Source organism: Hymenobacter cavernae, from assembly GCF_014641455.1.
Lineage (GTDB): Bacteria > Bacteroidota > Bacteroidia > Cytophagales > Hymenobacteraceae > Hymenobacter > Hymenobacter cavernae.
The window spans coordinates 99690-116155 of sequence record NZ_BMHT01000010.1; the positions used below are offsets into that span (position 1 = coordinate 99690).

The 16466-nt window shown below is 56.7% G+C and carries 16 protein-coding genes; 13 read left to right on the forward strand and 3 right to left on the reverse strand.

Features of this window, described 5'->3' with window-relative positions; translation table 11 throughout:
- The first annotated feature begins 81 nt into the window (after nucleotides 1-81).
- From IEX74_RS21580 to IEX74_RS21595, 4 genes are all read left to right on the forward strand, one after another.
- Entirely contained in the window at nucleotides 82-879 is a 798-nt protein-coding gene (locus IEX74_RS21580; RefSeq protein ID WP_188816165.1) for a HipA family kinase, read from the forward strand.
- On the forward strand, nucleotides 857-1240 hold the full coding sequence (locus IEX74_RS21585) for a DUF3037 domain-containing protein (RefSeq protein WP_188816166.1): 384 nt from the start codon (nucleotides 857-859) through the stop codon (nucleotides 1238-1240). Before IEX74_RS21580 ends, IEX74_RS21585 begins: the two co-directional genes overlap by 23 nt.
- A gap of 329 nt (nucleotides 1241-1569) precedes the next feature.
- Nucleotides 1570-2421 carry a phytanoyl-CoA dioxygenase family protein gene (locus IEX74_RS21590; protein ID WP_188816167.1) on the forward strand — a complete coding sequence of 284 codons (852 nt, stop codon included), beginning with the start codon at nucleotides 1570-1572 and terminating at the stop codon, nucleotides 2419-2421.
- 176 nt (nucleotides 2422-2597) lie between these two features.
- Nucleotides 2598-3599, forward strand: coding sequence for a glycoside hydrolase family 43 protein (locus tag IEX74_RS21595; RefSeq protein ID WP_188816168.1), 1002 nt, complete (start codon nucleotides 2598-2600; stop codon nucleotides 3597-3599).
- Nucleotides 3600-3681: 82 nt separating this feature from the next.
- Here IEX74_RS21595 and IEX74_RS21600 read toward each other — a convergent pair whose 3' ends face one another.
- Together IEX74_RS21600 and IEX74_RS21605 are read right to left on the reverse strand one after the other, a co-directional pair.
- On the reverse strand, nucleotides 3682-4074 hold the full coding sequence (locus IEX74_RS21600; protein ID WP_188816169.1) for a hypothetical protein: 393 nt from the start codon (nucleotides 4072-4074) through the stop codon (nucleotides 3682-3684).
- Between the two features lie 434 nt (nucleotides 4075-4508).
- Nucleotides 4509-5138 carry a chloramphenicol acetyltransferase gene (locus IEX74_RS21605; protein WP_188816170.1) on the reverse strand — a complete coding sequence of 210 codons (630 nt, stop codon included), beginning with the start codon at nucleotides 5136-5138 and terminating at the stop codon, nucleotides 4509-4511.
- 102 nt (nucleotides 5139-5240) lie between these two features.
- On the opposite strand from IEX74_RS21605, the gene IEX74_RS21610 reads away from it, so the two are divergent.
- The 6 genes from IEX74_RS21610 to IEX74_RS21635 all read left to right on the forward strand — a co-directional run bounded on the left by IEX74_RS21610 (nucleotide 5241) and on the right by IEX74_RS21635 (nucleotide 13165).
- On the forward strand, nucleotides 5241-5936 hold the full coding sequence (locus IEX74_RS21610; protein WP_188816171.1) for an HAD family hydrolase: 696 nt from the start codon (nucleotides 5241-5243) through the stop codon (nucleotides 5934-5936).
- A gap of 205 nt (nucleotides 5937-6141) precedes the next feature.
- Nucleotides 6142-6699 (forward strand): hypothetical protein, encoded by a 558-nt coding sequence (locus IEX74_RS21615; protein WP_188816172.1) that lies wholly within the window; start codon nucleotides 6142-6144, stop codon nucleotides 6697-6699.
- 85 nt (nucleotides 6700-6784) lie between these two features.
- Nucleotides 6785-8935 (forward strand): tetratricopeptide repeat protein, encoded by a 2151-nt coding sequence (locus IEX74_RS21620; protein WP_188816173.1) that lies wholly within the window; start codon nucleotides 6785-6787, stop codon nucleotides 8933-8935.
- A gap of 324 nt (nucleotides 8936-9259) precedes the next feature.
- Nucleotides 9260-10192, forward strand: a complete 933-nt coding sequence (locus tag IEX74_RS21625) for a YitT family protein (RefSeq protein ID WP_188816174.1) — start codon at nucleotides 9260-9262, stop codon at nucleotides 10190-10192.
- 57 nt (nucleotides 10193-10249) lie between these two features.
- Entirely contained in the window at nucleotides 10250-11881 is a 1632-nt protein-coding gene (locus IEX74_RS21630) for a cyclic nucleotide-binding domain-containing protein (protein WP_188816175.1), read from the forward strand.
- A 186-nt stretch (nucleotides 11882-12067) separates the two neighbouring features.
- Nucleotides 12068-13165 (forward strand): AI-2E family transporter, encoded by a 1098-nt coding sequence (locus tag IEX74_RS21635; protein ID WP_188816176.1) that lies wholly within the window; start codon nucleotides 12068-12070, stop codon nucleotides 13163-13165.
- 238 nt (nucleotides 13166-13403) lie between these two features.
- On the opposite strand, the gene IEX74_RS21640 is transcribed toward IEX74_RS21635, so the two are convergent.
- Complete coding sequence (locus IEX74_RS21640; RefSeq protein ID WP_188816177.1) at nucleotides 13404-14786, reverse strand: TolB-like translocation protein; 1383 nt, start codon at nucleotides 14784-14786, stop codon at nucleotides 13404-13406.
- A gap of 252 nt (nucleotides 14787-15038) precedes the next feature.
- On the opposite strand from IEX74_RS21640, the gene IEX74_RS23400 reads away from it, so the two are divergent.
- The 3 genes from IEX74_RS23400 to IEX74_RS21650 all read left to right on the forward strand — a co-directional run bounded on the left by IEX74_RS23400 (nucleotide 15039) and on the right by IEX74_RS21650 (nucleotide 16394).
- Nucleotides 15039-15173 (forward strand): hypothetical protein, encoded by a 135-nt coding sequence (locus IEX74_RS23400; protein ID WP_262892052.1) that lies wholly within the window; start codon nucleotides 15039-15041, stop codon nucleotides 15171-15173.
- A 208-nt stretch (nucleotides 15174-15381) separates the two neighbouring features.
- A complete protein-coding gene (locus tag IEX74_RS21645) occupies nucleotides 15382-15897 on the forward strand; it encodes a hypothetical protein (protein WP_188816178.1) in 516 nt (171 codons plus the stop codon).
- 236 nt (nucleotides 15898-16133) lie between these two features.
- Nucleotides 16134-16394: a hypothetical protein gene (locus IEX74_RS21650; protein WP_188816179.1), complete on the forward strand. Its 261-nt coding sequence runs from the start codon at nucleotides 16134-16136 to the stop codon at nucleotides 16392-16394.
- The last annotated feature ends 72 nt before the right edge of the window (nucleotides 16395-16466 follow it).

Genomic DNA, 16466 nt, shown 5'->3' on the forward strand with positions numbered 1-16466 from the left:
TGTTTTTACCAGGAATGGAGCGCGCAGCCTGCGTTTCGCGCTCCATTCTGCTGATTCTCCTTAAAGTCGAACTATGGCACTATGACGCATAGCCAACCCCAACTCAGAACCGTGGACGTAACGCGGTACGTGAAACCCTTACGCGAAGGCGGCTCCTTGCCCGCCATCGTAGAGGCCGACGACAATTTCCTGTACGTCCTAAAATTTCGTGGCGCCGGGCAAGGCGTTAAAGCCCTGATTGCCGAGCTGATTGCCGGCGAAATTGCTCGCATCCTAGGTCTGCGGGTGCCTGAAATCGTGTTTGCCACGCTCGATGAAGCGTTTGGCCGCACCGAGCCCGACGAGGAAATTCAGGATTTGCTGCGGGCCAGCGAGGGCCTGAACCTAGCTTTGCACTACCTCTCCGGCGCCATCACCTTCGACGCGCTGGTGACTAATGTTGAGCCGAAGCTAGCTTCCCAGATTGTGTGGCTCGACTGCCTAATTACGAACGTCGACCGTACCGCCCGCAACACTAACATGCTCATGTGGCACAAGGAGTTGTGGCTCATCGACCACGGCGCGGCGTTCTACTTTCACCATTCTTGGCCCAACGTGGAAGAGCAGGCCCGGCGGCCGTTTGCGCAGGTGAAAGACCATGTTTTACTGCCGCAAGCCACTGCACTAGATGAAGTTGACGCCGAGTATCGGGGCCTGCTCACGCCCGAGCGCATCCGCGCCATCGTGGCGCTCATCCCCGACGAATGGCTCCTAGGTGATTCGCCCTTCGCCACTACGGAAGAGCATCGGCAGGCTTATATCCAGTTTTTAGAGGTCCGCCTGGCCTCATCCGAAATCTTTGTTAAGGCCGCGCAACATGCAAGAAAAGCACTTATTTGAGTACGCCGTCATTCGCGTGATGCCTAGGGTGGAGCGCGAAGAATTTCTGAATGTCGGCGTCATCCTGTATTGTGCCGGGCGAGGCTTTCTGCAAACGAAGTACACCTTGAACGAGGCCCGCCTGCGTGCTTTTTCGACCGAACTGGACACGCCCGAACTACACGAACGACTGCGAACGTTCGAGCGAATCTGCGCCGGGCGAAAGGAAGGAGGCGTCATTGGACAATTGCCTGTGGCCTCACGTTTTCGGTGGTTAACGTCCACCCGCAGCACCATCGTGCAAACGTCGCCCGTTCACCCCGGCCTGTGCCAAGATCCCACCGAAACGCTGGCGCGGCTCTTTGCACAAATGGTGGAGTAAGAAAGCGAGGTGATAGGAGTTAAAAAGTCATTGTCATCCTGAGCTTGCGAAGGACCTAATGCCAGTTGAACGCCAATTATTAACGCGACTTGCGCAACTGGCATTAGGTCCTTCGCAAGCTCAGGATGACAGACGTTTTTTAGCGGCAACAAAGCTAGGTTCTGCCTTTGCTGCTCCTAAAAAGCCACTATTCTTTACCTATCGGCAAACGGCCAAGCTGCGTATATAACACGAAAGGCCAGCACCTGCACTATAATCAGGAAGGTGTATAGCAACCAGGAAAGCAAGGGCAGATGTTGGCCGATAACCGCAACCCTAACCGTAATACGATGGACGCAGAATTGGTAAAGGAGAAAGCAGCAGCCAGCACCACCTACGACGTGGCGCAAATCATGGGTGCTCTGTACGGCGATGGCATCTTGGGGCTCAAAGGCGCGTTTTCGCGTGAGTGGGCCCAGCAGCTAGGAGACGACCTTGCCGTGCTGTACGAAGAAGCCTTAAAGCGCCCCGGCGGCGCTATTGGCCGCGGCCCCAAGCGCCATTACGTCGAGATTCACCCCGAAGATATCCGCGGTTTCGTGGAGCTGGCCACGCACCCGTGGGTAACGGCCGTGTGCGAGGCGGTGCTAGGTCCGGAATACAAGATTGTGGAAATCGGCTTCGACGTGCCCAACCCTGGCGCCGTCGACCAGCCCTGGCACCGCGACTTTCCTGCGCCGGAAGATACCATCGTGGGTCGGCGGCTCAACTCCCTGGCTTTCAACCTCACCACGGTTGATGTGTACGAAAATATGGGGCCGTTTGAAATTGCACCCGGCACGCAGTGGGATTTGCCTGTTGACTTTCAGCACGGGATGTTTCCGCCCAAAACCAACTACCCGCGCTACCAAGAGCGCGCCCAGCGCAAGATGCCGCAGATGGGCGACATCTCGGTCCGCTCAGCCCTGACCATTCACCGCGGCACGGCCAACAACTCCGACAAGCCGCGCCCGGCCCTGGTGCTAGGTGTCGATGCGCCCACTGCCAACAATGCCGAGCGCCACGATCTGCAAATAACCCGTGCCTTCTACGCCACCCTCCCCAAAACCTTAAAGCAGCACCTGACCTGCCGGTTGGTCGATGAGCTGGAGCCTATCGTGCAGGGCCACACAATCGAAGGGTTGATGATGGGGGAGGCGTAAAGCGCAACCTAGGTTTCATCCGCAAAACGCCCCTATCATCCTAAAAACGTCTGTCATCCTGAGGAACGAAGGACCTAATACCAATTGAGCTAGTCGTAGCAACGATCATCGTTCAACTGGCATTAGGTCCTTCGTTCCTCAGGATGACAGCGATTTTTTCTACTAGAACCAAACCTATGCACACGCCCGACGACCACATTCATCAGGAGGCGCAACTGGCGCCAATGACGGTAGCCGAGATCAACAAGCTGACGGAAAGAGGCAGGGCGCTGCCGCCCAGCGGCGACCAAACGCATGTGCTGGTGGCAGATGGCGAAGACCCATGGGTGATTACTTACCAAGGACATTTATACTACTGCACCGTCGATCGGACGAAGCAGAAGATCATGGTTGCCAAGTTTTCCGAGCTTCAGGAAATGGCACAGGCCGAGCTAGTGCAGGTGTGGCCGGGCAAGCAGGGCGCTACGCCAGAATTTGTGGAGATATGGTCGCCGGAGTTGCAGGTGATTGATGGGCACCTGTTTATCTATTTTGCGCTTTACAACGCCAAGCTAGGAGAGGAGCGTCTCTACGTTCTCCAGGCATTGTCCAAAGATCCGCTGGGCGAGTACGAACTGCAAGGCAAGCTGGAAATCCCGACTGACCGCTGGGCTATTGATGGCTCGGTACTCGTGACGAATGAAGGTGAGAAGTACTTCATCTGGTCGGGATGGGAGGGCCTTACCAACACGAGCCAGAACATCTACATCGCCAGGATGCATGATCCGTGCACCATCGCCTCCGACCGGGTGTGCATTTCAAAGCCCGAGTACGACTGGGAAAAACAGGGCTACCCATACGTGAACGAAGGTCCGCAGGCGTTGGCGCGCAACGGCCGCATCTTCATCATCTATTCGGCGAGCGGCAGCTGGACCGACGACTACTGCCTGGGCCAGCTCACGTACCTGGGTGGCGACCCGCTGAACCCCGCGTCGTGGCGCAAAGAGCCAAAGCCGGTTTTTGCCAAAACCGACACCATTTTTGGCCCCGGCCACGCCTCTTTCGTCCAACTGGAAGGTCAGGATTACATCGTGTACCACGCGGCCCACAGCAGTCAGGCCGGCTGGGCCAGGCAGATTCGGGCCAAGTCGTTCACCTGGAACGAAGACGGCTCGCCCAACTTTGGCAAGCCGGAATAACAAGTTGGCTGTCAGTGGACTATCATTCCTTCCGTCAGTCGGAATGACGTTCTTTTTCTGTTACACGCCGCACGACCTAGGTTTATGCTTGCCGTTCCAGCCAAGCATAGGCGCACGCTACATCGTCGAAGAGGATGACGACGGGCTTGGTGACGAACAGCATAGCCGTTCCCATCGATTTGCGCGCTGCCCAGTTTCGGGGGCATACCCATGCTACAAAGCGAATACCCTGCTCGGCTAAAAGACTGTAATACTGTTCGCCTACCCAGCGTGCGCCCTGCTGCCATTCGCTGGTTACCTGACTGTTATCGTTTAGCATTTTGCTGCAAGGTCGGGTTTGCAGGAGCTGAAGCACCTGCTCGCCGCCGCGCTGGGCAGATACGGCGTTGTGCTCACCTTTCCACTCCACGTACAGCCATTGCTGGTCGGGGTCGTAGAAAATGGCAAGGCCGGGCGTATCGTAGAGAGACTCCATTGCAAGCGGCAGAACAGAAGATCGAAGCGGGTGGGAATACTTCTTTTAGGCTCCGAAAGATACACAGTGCCAAAGTGTTTTTCTTGGTTTTTGCAACCTGAGGTTAGAAGCTAAAGTGCTCTTTTTGAGCTCATTTTGCAATTCTGCTCAACGGCTGCCCTGCCAATAAAACCTAGGTAGTACAACTGTGCAGTAAGTCATCAATCCGTTTACCATTGTCGATCAATCCAGGCTTTTGTTTCCGCCTCAGCTTCTTCAGGTGATTCGTGCTGTCGGCGACACCAAGCGGCGCATAAGCGCTTCCATAACTTTTTCATTACTACAATAGCTCATTTAATTATATATTAAAATTATATAATATTATTGGTTTGGGCAATATTCCTCCTAATTAGGAGGAGCGCCTAACCTGCCTTATTACTGGTCTCAGACCTAGGTTACTGATTAAGGCGCTGCTGAAAGGCCTCCAGGAACAGCCCAACGTGGTAGCCATCGGCCAGGCCGTGGTGCACGTTTACGGCCACCGACATGCGCAGACTGGCGCCATCCTGATACGATTGGCCCACCGAAATCTTGGGGCAGCTATCGGGAAATTGGAAGCTGCGGGCGTGGGTCAGGCCGGTGAAGCGCACCCACGGAATAGCGGAAAAGTGAATCACATCGGGGCGGCCGGTGGTGTCGCTCAGGCGCAGGCCGCTGCTTTGCTGCACGGCTTCTATCTCCCGGTTGGCCCCCGCGATAAACTGACCTAGGTCGTTGTGCTGCTCAATAAAAGAAAAGCCGAACGTGCGGTCAGGGCGGCCGATGGTGGCGGACGCATGGATGCGGTCGTAGCGATACACCCGCCCCGCCTCAATGCGGTAGCGAAACTCCTCGACTTCGTTGGCAGCTTGTAGGGCTAGGTGCAGATAGTAGAGAAAAAATGAAACTCCGAGCCGCTTAGCTTCGGCGTAGGCGCGGGTGCAATCAACCTCGGCCACCAAGCCAAAAAAGGGCTCATCGAACCCGGAGAAGAAGGTAAAATGCTCCCGGCGGGGCCACGTAGCAAGGTCAATCAGCTGTTTCATGGGGCGCAAGTTCGATAACTTTGCCGCGCTGCGCCACTCAGACCTAGGTTTATAGCTGATCGGTGGGCGTTCAGTTGTGTTTAAAATTACGCTTTCCCAATCATGCCAACTCCTCAACTCATTGCCTTCGACGCCGACGACACGCTGTGGCCCAACCAGCCCCACTTCGACTACGCCGAGGCCCAGCTCGCCGCCCTGCTCGCCCACTACGCCGACTCCGACACCCTAGGTAAGCGCTTCTACGAAGTGTGGCAGCAGAACATGCACCTGTTTGGCTACGGTGCCAAGTCGTTTATGCTCAGTATGATCGAAACGGTGATTCAGCTCACCGACGGCACTGTAACCGGCACCGAGATTCAGCAGATTCTCGACTATGGCAAGCGCCTGCTGGATTTCCCCATTGAGCTGCTGCCGGGCGTTGAAGAGGTGCTGGCCGAGCTGAAACAGCGCGGCGTGCCGCTCATGCTGCTCACCAAAGGCGACCTGTTCGACCAGGAAAGCAAGCTGGCCCGCTCCGGCCTGGGCGACTACTTCGACCACGTAGAAATCGTGAGTGAGAAGAACGAGGCCACGTACCAGCGCATCCTCACGCGCTACCAGGTGCTCCCCGCCGACTTCGTGATGGTGGGCAACTCGCTCAAATCCGACATTCTGCCCGTGGCAAAGCTAGGTGCGCGGGCCGTGCACGTTCCCTACCACGCCACCTGGGTGCACGAGGAAGTGCCCGCGGAAAAGCTGGCCGGTGTGCGGTTTGAGCGGGCTGAGTCGTTGCGGGAGGCGTTGGGGTATTTGGGGTAGAGAGATACCTACTCGCTTGAGTAACAGTATTTTTGCTATTTTATATAATTTATTTTAGTTTCTATTGAACAAACTTGATTGTCAATACAAAACAAGCATAATTAGCTTGCAGATGCTGCGGCAGAAGAATTCGCGGAGGAACCGTCTTCTGTGTTCTAGGCTGTGGCGCTTGTAAAGTCTGTTTCACTATATCCACAAGAAAGCTATGAACAAGCGCCTTGACGAGTTGAAACAAGAAATTAAGTTTCGGCCTGCTTCTATTGTAGTTGAGTTCAATAGCCAGAGTGAGTACGAGAAAGCGGTAGACCTCTATTGCCGTTTGCTTAATAGAAGAAACCCATATGGAGGCAAAAGGCCATATCCTTCTCCAACACCTTTCGCAGTAGGCGACTATAAAGAAGTAGAACTGCGTCTTGAGTTTGCAAACACAGGTGCACTTGCAAATAAGGTGGAAGTTTACTGGGAAATTCCCCAAGGAAGTCTCGAAGAAATTCATGACGCTCTATCTGATGAGAATTATTCTCGCATAGAGCCTCGACCAGGTACAGATTTACCACCTGACGATAATGAAACTAGGCGCATCCTCTTCAAAGACTACTCAGGCAACTTAGTTGGTCTAATTACCAATCCCCCTTTCCCTCGTGGCGATAGATTCAAGTGGTTGGAGTTGCTTTTAACAAGCTTGATCTCACTATTTCTTGGACTTGCGTTTGCTCCCAAGCTCACCGCATTATTTAAAGCTTTACGTAAATCGAACCATTAACAATTAAGTATAGAGAAGGGTAACACATTCTTTTTCAGGGTGGCGATTGTTGAAAGTGCAGGTCTAGCTCAAATAAAGCTTTCTTATGAAACGCTGGCTTGCTTTGTTCTGGGTGTTGAGCTTACTACGTGTCGAGCCACTGAAAGCCCAGACGCGAGCAGCCGATAGCCTGCGGACCTTGCTCAACAAAGCGACCCAAGCCGATACCACGCGTGTGCGCCGGCTGCAATCGTTGTCGAATGAACTACTGGCGACTGACCTGCCCCAAGCCGTTACGCTGCTCAAAGAAGCTCTCACGCTAAGCCAACGTATTCACGATCAGCGTGGGGAAGGTCGTGCATTGATCAGCCTAGGTACGGCTGCACGACTAGAAGCTGACTACCCTCAGGCGCGGCGCTACACGCAACAGGCACAAGCGTTGTTCAGGCGCCGCAACGACCGAAAAGGACTGGGTAAGGTTCATTTGCAGTTGAGTCTGATTGAGATGATTCAGGAGAATCTTGCGCCAGCCCTGCGTGCGGCTCTTCAGGGCTTGCCTTATGCTGAGCAAGCCGGCGACCATGCGACCCAAGCTCAACTGCAATTTGTGTTGGGAAGCATCTACGTTAAACTGGAGAACTACCAGGAAGCTTTACCGGTGCTACAGGCCACGCTACGGAATGGCGAAAAGCTAGGAGATGAGTATGTAGTAGCCGCTACGCTGGAACTGCTGGGGAATACGTACCAAATGTTAAAAGATTGGCCGAAGGCGCTGACCTATTTTCGGCGGGCCGTTCAACTAAATCAACGGCTGGGAGATGTGCGTAGCGCCACAGGGAACGAGGCGAAAGTAGCCGAACTATACGAGCAGCAGGGCAGCTATAAGCAGGCATTGATGCATGGATTTCGAGCAAGAAATTCCGCACGAGCAAACAAGGATACGTACAACCTACCAGCCGCAGAGCTGACGCTAGCTAAGGTTTATCTAGCCTCTGGGAACGTTGATAGCGCTATCATCCTGGCTCGGCGAAGCTTTGATATAAGCCAGCGCACGCATAGCAACGAGTATCTGCGCAACGCCAGCAACGTGCTGGCTCAAGCTTATGCCCGACGCCGCGACTTTGCCCAAGCCTATCGTTACCAAAGCCTGTGGGTTGCTTACCGAGACTCTGTTTCCGGCGAAGAAACCCAACGCAAAACCAGCGCCTTACGCTACGGCTACGAGCTGGATAAGAAGCAGGCTCAGATTGCATTACTCAACAAAAAGCGGCAGCTGCAACGTCAGCAGTTGTACGGTTTGCTGGCCGGGCTAGGTGGCGTGCTGCTGCTGGCGGGGCTGCTGCTGCGCAACATCTTGCTCAAGCAGCGCATTAATCAACACCTAAAAGAAAAGAACAGCCAGATAGCAGCCCAGCGCGACGCCCTCGATCGAACGCTGGTGGAGCTGCGCGCCACGCAGAACCAGCTGGTGCAGCGCGAGAAAATGGCTTCGCTGGGGGAGCTGACCGCGGGTGTGGCGCACGAAATTCAGAACCCGCTGAACTTCGTGACCAACTTCTCCGACCTGAACGCCGAGCTGATGACGGAGCTAGGGGAGGAGCTGGCGAAGGAGCCTTTATCGGTGGGCGGTAAGGAAGCCATCGACCAGCTGATGCAGGATCTAGCTCAGAATCACACCAAGATTCACCAGCACGGCCGCCGCGCCGACCGCATCGTGAAGAGCATGCTGGAGCACTCGCGGGCAAGCCAGGGTCAGCGCCAGGCCACCAACCTCAACGCGCTGGTAGAGGAAAGTCTGCGCCTGGCTTACCACGGCGAGCAAGTGAGAAACAAGGAGTTTCAGGCGACCCTCACCACCAAGCTCGACCCCGGCCTGGAAGCCATGCAGGTGGTACCGCAAGACCTGAGCCGGGTGCTGCTGAACCTGCTCACCAACGCCTTTTATGCCGTGGCCGAAAAGCGCCGGCAAGAGGGCGAGGGGTTTCAGCCGGAAGTGTGCGTGCAAACCCAGCGCACGGATAAGCACGTCTGTATTCGGGTGCGCGACAATGGGAACGGCATTCCGGCCGCCGTGCGGGAAAAAATATTCCAGCCTTTTTTCACGACCAAACCCACCGGCGAAGGCACCGGCCTAGGTTTGTCGCTCAGCTACGACATCGTTACGAAAGGCCACGGCGGCACGCTCAGCGTTGAAAGTCAGGAAGGTCAGGGCACGGAATTCACCATCTGCCTGCCCGCCGAGGAGAGCGTTAGTTAAACGGCGCTGGTATAATTTGTTGATTTATTTAGTTTTATTCTATAAGTTATAAGCCCGTCCTGACCTAGGTCGGGGCTTATACAAATGGTTTCGCTAAGTGGTGCGCTGCTGATGACGAACGATAAAACGGAGGCACAGGCAGGCTGCAAACCGAGTAGGTAGTCAGGTGCTTCCGAGGCTCCGGTGTCGGCGCGTGCTACTTGCCAGCGCCTGATCTTCAACTAACTAGCGCTGGCTACCTAGGTTACTATCGGTTGGGTTTACCTGAATTTACGGGCTGCGATGTTGCTCCAGCATCTTATTCCTGCGCGCTTCCGCACCAGAATGGCTGCCCGGCAACGCCTTCGGGCGTCCGTCACGGAAGCGGCGGATGCAAGTCGAAGCAGTTTTTGGGCCCGGCATGAGGTGCGGCAGTTCCTGCTGCATGGCCTGTTGCTGCTGGCAGGGGTGTTTTCAGCGGCCCTGGGTCTGAAAGGCTTCCTGCTGCCCAACGAATTCATCGACGGCGGTGTGACTGGCATAGCCTTGATTATCAATCAGCTGACGGGCGTGTCGTTGTCGCTGCTGATTCTGCTGCTCAACATTCCCTTCGTCATTCTGGGCTACTACCACCTGGGGCGCAAGTTTGCCCTCAAAACTCTGCTGACGCTGCTGGCGCTGGCCGGGGCGCTGCTGCTGGTGTCGGTGCCGCCCCTCACCCAGGATCGGCTGCTGATTGCCGTATTTGGCGGCTTTTTCCTCGGGGTCGGCGTTGGGCTGGCCATGCGGGGCGGTGGCGTGCTGGACGGCACCGAAATCCTGGCCGTCTATCTTTCGCGCCGAATGCCGGCTTCTATTGGTGATATAGTATTGATTATCAACGTGCTGATTTTCGGGGTGGCCGCCTGGCTGCTGTCGGTAGAAACGGCCTTGTATTCGATCCTGACGTATTTGTCGGCGGCCAAAACCGTCGATTTCATCCTGGTAGGCATCGAGGAATACACGGGCCTGACGGTTATGTCCTTCCACAGCACCGAAATCCGGCAGATGATAACCGACAAGCTGCGGCGCGGCGCGACGGTATACGAATGCACCCAGGGCTTCGGCTCGCACGGCCACCAGCACCTCAAAATGGAGGCGGTGTTCACGATTATCACCCGGCTGGAGGTCGTCAACGTGACGGATGAAATCTACAAAATTGATCCGCAGGCGTTTATTTATACCCAGAGTATCAGCGACATGAAGGGCGGCCTGATCAAGAAGCGCGCCTTGCACTAACCTAGGTTTAGCTGGCCCTCCACTTCATCCAAGCCTTGCTCACGCGAAAGAATTCCCATGGAACAAGGATGCGGTTTTCTGGCAATACTAACGGGCGCAACAAAGGCGGGATATTCGTCTTTTACGGCTCATCTGCTGCTGGACTTCAACTTGTCTGGGGCTGGTAATCTGCTACTTGCGGGGCTAGGTGCGCTGCTGCTAATAGCGTTGCGCTGGTGGTGGCGAGCGTCCCGAACGCCCCACCGGCCGGCGAAAAGAACAACTGGTGTTCGGGCCCCGGAGACACCTAGGTATGAACGTGATAATTCTGAAGCAGAACCCGAAAACAGCGACACGGATGATGGAAAGCCGGACCCCAGGCTGATTCGGGAGCTGCTTACTGCTCTTCAGGTGAAAGCCGAGCGGGAAGCCGCCACCGATAAACTCGTACGACTGGGGCCGGTCGTGCTGCCGCTGCTCGGCGAAGCCCTGACCCAGGAAACCGACGAGCACCGGGCGCAGCCGCTGGCAAACCTGTGCGTCCGCCTAGGTACGCCCGCGGCCCGACAGCTGCTGGTAGACCTGGCTCCGAAGGTCAGCTTGCCCGCCCGGGCTGCCATCGTGCAGGCGCTGAGTTCTTTTGCCTCGGTGCCCACCGATGCGCCGGTGTTTCATCGGCTGGTGGAGGAAGAGCTGCGGCTGGCCCAGCACCTGCTGCACGGTATGATCGGGGCCGACGCGGAGCTGCGCCACGCCCTGCACTACGAGCTAGGACAGGGTCGGCAGCGCCTGCTCGGCTTGTTGCTGCAAGTGTACGAGCGGCCCTTGCTGCTGGAGGCCCGGCGCACGCTGGCGCGCACCACCGGCAAGCAACAGGTCAATGCCCTGAAAAGCCTGAAAAATCTGCTGCCCCGGCCGCTTTATGAAGGGTTGGAGGCGCTGGTGGAGGGCGGCCACTCGCGGGCCAAAGCCCAGCTGCTGGATGAGGTGCTAGGTCCGCTCACGGCCTCCGAGCCCCTGATTACCACAATCGTGCGCCGGGGCACGGCGGCCTTCACCGCCTGGACGCTCGGCGTGGCGCTGCGGCAGTGGCATCCGCAGCCCGCCACGGTGCTGCACCTGTACCCGCACCTGTTCAGCCCGGATCTGCTGGTGCAGGAAAGTGCCCGCGCGGTGGTGCAGCGGCTGCCCGTGCAGCGCCCCGCCGCCTACGACGTTCTTCTGGCTGAATATCCGTCACTTACTTCCCAGCTTATGGCTACCCAACCAACGGACGCCTGCACGTCGGCGCTGGAGCGTGTGCGCATGTTAAAAGGCACCGCCCTTTTTGCCGACACCCCCGAAAACGTGCTGGCGGCCATCATGCCCATTATGAAGGAAGTTTCCTTCGCGCCGGAGCAGGAGATTTTTGGGAAAGGCGCGCTCGGAACTTCGCTTTTTATCATCTGCGAGGGCGAGGTCGGCATCGTCAATGGCGCGCAGCAGCTCGCTTCCTTCCACTCAGGCGACTTTTTCGGCGAGCTGGCCCTGCTCGATGCTCAGCCGCGCTCGGCTACGGCCGTGGCGCACGGCCACGTAACGGCTCTGCGCCTCGATCAGGAAGATTTTTATGAGGTAATGGCCGAACGCAGCGAGGTTCTGCGCACTATTCTGCGGGTGTTGTGTCAGCGCCTGCGCCGACAAAACGAGCAGCTGCAAGTGCAGCAGTAACGAGGCAGGCCTGAAACCAAACCTGGGTGCAGTCAGACCTAGGTAGTCAGCCCTGCGAAAAACGTAGATCGGGCTTTTTAATGCCTGGTTGAGCTTGAGCGGTTAGATCGAAGGAAGCGTCCGGCGGCCCGTACTTTCCAGGCTAGCCTGCGTATCAGGTTGAAAATTAGCTTGAAACCCCTCCTGATGAACGAGAATCCTAACAAACTTGAACTCCCTTTTTACGCCAAAGCGCCGCTGGTGCTGCTCGGCCTGGCCTTGCTCGTACTAACAATCTACCTGGCCGGCGACATCCTGTTTCCGCTGTTCTTCGCGGCCATCTTTGCCATCCTGCTGCTACCGATTGAGCAGTGGCTGCTCCGGCGCCGGGTGCCGGAGCTGCTGGCCATTACTCTGACGGTGCTGTTGGGAGTGGCGGTGCTGTTGGGCGTTATGTATTTTATCTACCTGCAAGCCGGGGAGCTAGCTTCGCAGATGCCGATGTTCAAAGCCAAGCTCTTGCAGACGCAGCGGGAGCTGGTAGGCTGGCTCGATGCGCGCTTCGGCATCACCAACCAGCGGCTGCTCGGTTGGTTGCAGCAAGCCACCAGTCGCGCCACGGCGCTGGCGGTGCAGGCCCTCTCAACGGTGTCGGGGCTGCTGGTCGTCGTGACGTTGGTGCCGGTGTATATTTTTCTGCTGCTGCTGTACCGCGAGCGGCTGGTTAACTTTCTTATTCAGGTGTTTTCGGGCCGTAAGCACGACCCGGAAGTGGAGGAGGTGCTGCACGAAAGCAAAGGTACCATCCAAAGCTACATGACCGGCCTGCTGATTGAAGGCGCCGTAGTGGCCGTACTCAATGTGGCCGGGTTGTTTATCCTGGGCATTCCATATGCCTTGCTGCTGGGCGTGTTGGGCGCCTTGCTGAACTTCATTCCCTATGTAGGCGGCCTGGTTGCCATTCTGCTGCCGGTGCTCATGGCCTTTGTCACCAAGCCTGGGTACCTCTATCCGCTGGGCGTGGTAGGGGTGTACATGGTCATTCAGTTTATCGACAATAACGTGCTGGTGCCGCGCATTGTGGCGGGCAAAGTGCAGGTAAACGCCCTGGCAGCCGTTGTGGGAGTGCTGGTTGGCAATTCCATCGGCGGCATACCCGGTATGTTTCTGGCGCTGCCGGGCATGGCCATCCTCAAGATTATCTTCGACCGAATTGAGGCGCTGAAACCCTGGGGCCTGCTGCTCGGCGACGACGACCGACCACGTAAAGTCAAAGACAACAACAGCGAAAAAGTGCTGACCTAGGTTTCAGGATAGCGGCCGACAACAGTTGCATCTCTACCGCTTTTACCAGAACGTCATTCCGACAACAGAAGGAATCTCGCGTGCGGTCGTTGCGGTAGTAATTCCTTTTATCAGGTTTGCCATTGCACGCGAGATGTCTCCCGTTGGTCGACATGACGTTCTGGCAAAAGCGGTAGAGATGCTTCGACAAGCTCAGCACGACGGTCTTGTTGGTTTAATATTCAGCTGTCTAGGCAAGTTACTTGCCCTTCTCCTTGTACGTCCGCTTCAGCCACGATTCCGGTACGGGCACAATGCAGATATTCATCGACTTATTATCTGCCGACAGCATCGCTGACTGAATCTGAATGCGGGTGCCGTCGGGGCTGAATGTGGGGTGGGGGTGGTCGGCGGCGGTTTCCTTGTGGCCGGTGGTCAGCATAAGCATCTCGTGCGTCTGCCGGTCGATGAGGTAGAGGCTGCGTGAGAAGTCGTCGCCGACGGCAAAGCGACCATCAGCTGAGCCGCTTACGTGCCACAGGCCGCTGCCGCTCGGTGTTTGGCCGGCAATGGTCACCTCGCGGGTGCGCAGGTTCACGATACCTAGGCCGGTCGGTTTTTCGCGGGTGCCCGATTCGCCCCAGCCGGCTTCCTGACCGGGGTTACGTGGGTCGCTGGCTTGGTTGCTGGCCGTCGCGCCATCTTTGTTGAAGTTGATTTTGCGGTGTCCCATCAAGGCAAACGCCACCTCATCGCGCGTAATTACGGCCTCGTGCGTCACCCATTCGTAGCTGGCTTCCGGGTAGAGCGGGCGCAGGCCCGAGCCGTCGGCCAGCACCGTCCAGGTGCGTTGGGGCGACTTGCCGCCGGTTTCCCAGCAAAATACAATTTCGCCCGGCACCCACGGGTTCGTCTGAACGTGCCCGATCTGGAACGGCACCGACACGACGTGCTTGAACTCGCCGGTTTTCAGGTTCATGCTGGCCAGTCCTGCCGGTCCTGCACCCATGTTTCGCGGCCCAAAGTTGCTCTCAATCTTGGTATTAGCAGCTAGGTGCTTGGCAGCTTCGGCCTTGCCGACCCGGAAATATACTACGTCTTCGTTGGCATCCAGGGCCATGTCGCCGCCGGCACCCATTTCGGGCGGGGTGGTGCCGCACACGCGCTGGTAAACGCTGGGAGCCTGCATCTTACCGGCTTTGCTGTCGGCAAACACCTTCGCTAGGTCTACCTCGATAATCTGCACGCTGGTGGCCGGATTTTCGCGGGTGGTGCCGGCCGGGTTGCGCATGAAGTACAGCTTCATCGACTTGCGCCCAATATTGAGCATGCCGGTGTAGCCGCCCTCCGTTACCTGCACCATCTCGCCGGTTTTCTCGTTCACCGCCATGGCCTCGCCCGGCACCCGCCCGGAGCGAAAGATGAGCCAGTGCCCATCCGAAGTCCACTGATTATGCGTCTGGTAGATCTTCGAGTCGCCGCTGGGGGTGCTCGTGAGGAAAGTGAGCATGGTGCCCGTTACGGGGTCCTTCACCACTTTGCGCTCCGAGGGAAAGCGCTTGCCGATTTGGGCGGCGGCCGGAGTTGCCAGCAGAGCGGCCGCACTCAGCGCCGCAAGCAGCAAAGTAGATTTCAGTTTCATGGTGGTTTTGGGGAGCTAGGTTTGGGCAACAGGTTTCGCGGGTACCGGCAACTGCCTTTGTACCAGCATTTCAAGGACGCCAGATTGGCGGGGTGCTCCATCCTGCACCCTCCTGTTAGGAGTGGCTTGCCTTCGGGCCAGGAACTGACGGCTGAGCGCCAACGGCAAACTTCGCTTCCGCGAAAGGAAACTATTTCTTCCGGGCTACTCGTATGCAAGTCAGTACGTTATAAAGTAGCAAAACAGTGTGCTATGAATCTCCCGGGCTTAAAGATCAAACCACGCAAAAGCACTACACCGCCCGACGACTACACGAAGTGGGGCTGGTATGTGATGGCCGCGTTGGCCGTTTTGTGGATGCTCTACAGCTTTCTGTACCACAAGTAGGCTGCCGGGCGTTCGCCGGAGTAGCAGGACGATAGCCGCTTCTGAAGTTGCGCGCTGGGGTAATAGTGTAGGCGAAAGCTGCTGGCATGCAAAGAGTTTGGCCGCCAGTAGGTAGGAGCCTGTGGGTGGCCGTGGCACAACCTTCCCGGCGCAAGGCAGTATTGAAAAGCTGACCTTTTCTCCCAAATAACCTACCCACTACTTCGTAATGGCTACTGACAACCAACCCGCCGACCAGCAAAATCAAACCCCCGACCCGGCCCAGCTCGGCGGCGACCAAGCGCCTGCAACACGCTCAGAAGACGACCCGCGCGATATGTCCACAGTGATGGCAGATGCCGATATGGACCGTAGCCAAGCACCCGGCGCGGCCTTCGGCACCAGTGACCCGCAACCCGGCCAGGGCTCCGATTTCGACCAGCAGCGGCGGCAAGGTGCCGAAGGCACCGGCAACAACTCCGATGATGCCGTAGGCCAGGGGGAAGGCATGGGCCGCGCTGGCTTCAACGGCGACGAAGACCGCGGCTACGATCAAAGCGGCCACCGGGGCGGCCTGGGTAGCAGCGGCGGCCGCGAAGACCTAACCGACCGCAACCTCGGCACCGATTCCAATGCCTTCACCGGCGGCTACGGCGGCGGTGATTACGACCAACCCGATAAATCCCAAACACAGAACCTAGGTCTGAATAACGGCGGCCCTACTAAGGAAACAAACGCAGGCTAACTTCTTGTAGCGCGAGCCTAGTGCTAGGCCGGATTTTATAATCCGGCCTTTAGGAGGTGCGGATTTGCAATCCGCCATAGCCGTGCCGTCTAAGTTTTGTCTTAGCGTAGCTGCCCGCGTTGCGGACGGGGAGTACAAATTCCCAACTCGCAGCAACCGGATTGTAAATCCGGCTGAGCAGAGGAATCCCAGACTTACTTTTAATATGTTTAGCAATACATCTTTTTAAAGCTATTATGCCCACGCTCATTCATTTAGCCGACGAAAAGGAAACAAAACGTATTATTCGCGGTGGAATAAAGGGTGGCAAGTATCAGAAAGGCGTATTCTTTATGCCACTAACGTCTGACTTTTTTGTCTCGCATCAGTGGCTACGTGAACTGAGGCGTAGCGGCGTACAATCTTACGTAGGCATTTACTTCAAGCTGCCTGATGAGGAAGAAGTTTGGTTCGGCGAATACGGTATGACCTCTCCCCGTAAAACTAGGCCAAGCTAAAGTATAGAAAATCAAGCACTTGTCGTACCTTAAAAGACCAGGACAATTGCCATGAAAAAGACCAAGTTTACC